The sequence below is a fragment of the Shigella sp. FC1967 genome, from assembly GCF_001743005.1.
Lineage (GTDB): Bacteria > Pseudomonadota > Gammaproteobacteria > Enterobacterales > Enterobacteriaceae > Proteus.
The window spans coordinates 1-4,097 of the sequence record NZ_MIIZ01000729.1 but is presented as its reverse complement, the minus strand read 5'-3'; the positions used below and the strand labels follow the sequence as shown (position 1 = coordinate 4,097).

The window sequence follows — 4,097 nt, the reverse complement described above, 5'->3', positions numbered from 1 at the left end:
TTTTTCACTCACACGAACAATGACCTCATCAAAAATCAGGCTACGCTCACCTTCTGTTTTAATGTGTACTTTTTGACCATTAGTGACGTTGAACATTCTGGCGTCAATTTCACTCATATGAATATGACGCTGAGCACAAATCACCTGCTCTTTTAATTCAACATGACCCGCAGGTCCCATTAAAACAGCATTGCCAGAACCAACTAAATCACCTGATTCACGTACAGGTGCTTTTACACCTAATGCAAAACAGTCCGCTTTTGAAATTTCTAATTGACTTTGTGGGCGAACGGGGCCTAAAACACGCACTTTACTGATCGAGCCTTTAGATCCCACAACAATCACACACTCTTTTGCGGCAAACTGACCCGGTTGTTTAAGATCTTTAAACCGGGTGAGTTGATAATCTTTGCCAAATAATGCTTCAACATCTTGTTGTGAAAGATGCACATGACGATTAGAAATACCAACAGGGATGGCCATTCCTTGTGTCTCTCCCGACATCATTCCATGTGCGGGTAAGCGAGAGAGAATTTTCCCCATGAGTTGTTGATTAATCATTATTTTTTACCTTTACGGCTTTCTGGTTTGATCTCTTTTTTACTACTTTGTGCTTTATCTGTAACGTTCTTAGTTTCAGAAGCAATATTTTGAGCCTGTAAATCTGCAACGGCTTTTGGGGCTTCAACTATTGTTTCAATAACTGTTTCAAGGGCAGTCTCTTGCGTTTTTTCAGCAACAGCCGATGCTTTTTTCTTACTTTTTATTGTCAGTAATTTAGTGATCACACTTGGCTCTGGTCTTGCGATAACCAATGAACCAATCACTAACTCTTTTTGGCTCACGACATCAATACCATGATCAACCGCTGTTCTTACTGCACTGATCTCACCTTGAAAACAGACTGATACCAAGCCAGATCCTACTTTTCGGTATCCGATAATTTCTACATTTGCGGCTTTACAGGCGGCATCTGCTGCTTGAATGGCTGCGGTTAATCCACGAGTTTCAATCACACCTAAACTGTTCATCTTTCTCTCCTACTTAGTGACGGACAAGACGGATATCGAAATCAAATTTCTTAAAGAAGGCTTCTAAACTATCTAGCTCTTCTGGCGTATAACTTGGATCGTTTTTTATCGGATAGATCATTTCCAATTTTTCGTACTTATTACGTCCAAATTGGTGATAAGGAAGAATATCGATACGCTGAATATTGCCACGTTTTGAGAGTTCCATTGCGTAGTTAATCGCGCCCGTGATCGCATCATAAGAGTCGTTATAACCTCGTACTAAAGGCATACGGATCACCACATTGGCACCTAGATCCATTAAACGCTCTAAATTACGACGGACATTCTCATTACCAATACCAAACAATGCTTTATGCTGAGTCGTATCAATGTGTTTGATATCAATCAGAAATTGATCAACCACTTCCGCTAATTTTTCATAATTCGCCACGTTAGTGGTCGCTTGTGTTTCCACAGCGGTATTGATCATCATCTTTTTACATTCTCGTAAAAGCGCAACCGCAAAATCAGTTTGTAAACTCATTTCACCGCCACCGATTGTGACACCACCGCCTGAAGAGATATAAAAGTCATAATCTTGCATGATGATTTTCATTAACTCAGAGACAGAAACATCTTTTCCCATAATATCAAGCGCATCAGAGATACAAACTTCTTCACATTTGCGACAACCAATACAATCAACAGCGCGATCAACACGGTGAACTTGCTTACCACTTTCATTCGTTGTCATGTAGTGCACACCCGCAGGACAAACATCAACACATTTACCGCAATCTACACATTTGTCGTGAGAGTACATCACCTGAAATTCACTGCTAAGACCTTCTGGATTTGAACACCAAGGGCAGCGGATATTACAGCCTTTTAAAAAAACGAGAGTACGAATACCATCACCATCATAAATAGAGTATTTCTGGATATTAAATATCCGACCTCTTGTTTCTGCCGCCGTCTCCATCTTTACGCCTCCAAATCTGCATCAAACATCCCTGTTCGATAAATTTAAATCTTGTCTTGTCGATTAAAAGGGATAGCTTGTGCCACCCCTATGGCTATGATCAGAATTTCTCAATCACAGTACGACTGATAATTTCATCCTGAACTTCTTTACATAATTCAACGAAGTAAGCACTGTAACCTGCAACACGAACAATCAAATCGCGGTATTTTTCAGGCTCAACTTGCGCTTTTTTCAGTACTTCATTATCAACATAGCTAAATTGCATCTGGCCGTTACCCAGAATTGAAGCGGTTCTTAATAAAGTAATTAAACCTTGGCGACCTTCATTGGTATCTAATAAACCTTTCAGGAATTTGAAGTTATGAACCATACCGATATTCATGGTTTCAACATTCATCTTGCTGATTGATTTGATGATCGCCGTTGGGCCATGTTTATCAGCGCCTTGTGTTGGGCTGATCCCATCTGACAATGGTTTCCATGCAAAACGACCATTTGGTGTGGCTGCTGTTAACTCGCCAATTGGCGTATTGTTAGAGATAGACAGCGTGCCGTGGCTCAGCGTGGAATAGAGCATTTTATATTTACGACATTCACGCTCAGTCCACTCCGTAATATCTAATGCATATTGGTCAACAATATCGTCATCGTTACCAAATTTTGGTGCATTTAAGCAGTCACGTAATAACTCATCATGACCTTCAAAGTTAGCTAATAGCGCATCGCGGATTTGTTCTAAGGTGTATTTTCTATCTTCATAAACAAGTTTGCGAATAGCTGCCATTGAGTCCACATAAGTCGCTAAACCGGAGAAGATAAGGCCAGGACCATGGTTAACCATTGCACCACCCGCAGTGACGTCTTTACCTTGTTCCATACAGCCTTCAACCAGTAAAGACATTAATGGTTTCGGTGCAACATCACGGTGAACGCGTTGGCTGATCACAGTACCAATGGCGGATAAACGAACGATATGTGCCACTTGCTCTTTTACAGCACGGTCGAAATCTTCATAGGTACGCAAGTCACGTAAATCCCCTGTATCTAAACCTTGGTAGCTATCAAACAACACCATACGACCGCGATTTAATACAAACTCAATGGCGATAGGCCATTGGGTATAACCTGTTGATGTCCATTGATAAATTCGACCTGATTTTTGTGGCTCAACACAGCCCATCAAGCAGTAGTCACGAGCATCCTCAAAGTCAAAGCCTTTACGTAGCATCATCTTGATATGAGAATCATCGAAGTGACAAGCTGGGAAGCCCATACCTGCTTTTACGACATCAACAATTTTTTCCATATATTGCTGTGGCGATTGGTTATGAATACGACATGCCAGTGATGGTTGATACACTTTCACAAAGCGTACAGCATCCATAATCAGGTAAGTTAAATCGTTACATGCATCGCCACCAGAGCGTTTTTGTCCGCCAATGGTTAAGTTGATAAACGGCTGATAACCCGCGAAGTATTTCGCACCTAGTTCACTCGACATCCACATTAACTCAGCACATTTGATGATAAAGGCTTGCATCATTTCCAGTGCTTGTTCACGCGTTAAACGACCTGATTTGATATCGTTTTCATACATTGGGAAGCAGTATTGGTCTAAACGACCTAAAGAAAGACCCGTTTGGTTCTCTTCAACTTCAAACAGTGACTCAACTGTCCAGATACTTTGCAGTGCTTCTTGTAGTGTTTTAGGGGGATTAGCGGGTACATTTTCATTAACTTGAGCAATGGTTAGTAACTCTTCACGACGTTGTGGATTGCTCTCTTTTGATGCTAATTCACGCGCATGTTCTGCAATGCGATGTGCGTAAGCAATCACACCTTCACAGCTTTCAATAGACGCTTTGTAGAAATAAATACGGTCGATATCCGCAGGATTTTCCATGCTTAATTCAGCCAGTTTTGCTTGCGCATCGGCTTTAATACCGTTCATGCCCTTAGTGAAAAGCAGTACGTCATAACCTGGGCAAGTATCACCACCACCATTGATTTGGTGATAAGACAGATCACTAACAAAGGTTTCACCACTAAATTCCCACACACCTGCTTCGCGATATTGAGCTTCACAGATCTCGTCTAAA

General features: G+C 41.2%; 4 protein-coding genes. All 4 read right to left on the bottom strand.

The features are described from left to right. Positions 1–561: phosphate propanoyltransferase (pduL, locus tag BHE89_RS11300; RefSeq protein WP_128860488.1), on the bottom strand; the 561-nt coding region annotated here is incomplete at its 3' end. Further along, complete coding sequence (locus tag BHE89_RS11295) at positions 561–1,031, bottom strand: BMC domain-containing protein (protein WP_069366974.1); 471 nt, start codon at positions 1,029–1,031, stop codon at positions 561–563. The genes BHE89_RS11295 and pduL, both read right to left, overlap by 1 nt. A 13-nt stretch (positions 1,032–1,044) precedes the next feature. Then, positions 1,045–1,995 (bottom strand): choline TMA-lyase-activating enzyme, encoded by a 951-nt coding sequence (cutD, locus tag BHE89_RS11290; RefSeq protein WP_069366975.1) that lies wholly within the window; start codon positions 1,993–1,995, stop codon positions 1,045–1,047. A 100-nt stretch (positions 1,996–2,095) separates the two neighbouring features. Further along, positions 2,096–4,097, bottom strand: a 2,002-nt coding sequence (gene cutC, locus BHE89_RS11285; RefSeq protein ID WP_128860487.1) for a choline trimethylamine-lyase, incomplete at its 5' end; no start/stop codon positions are given.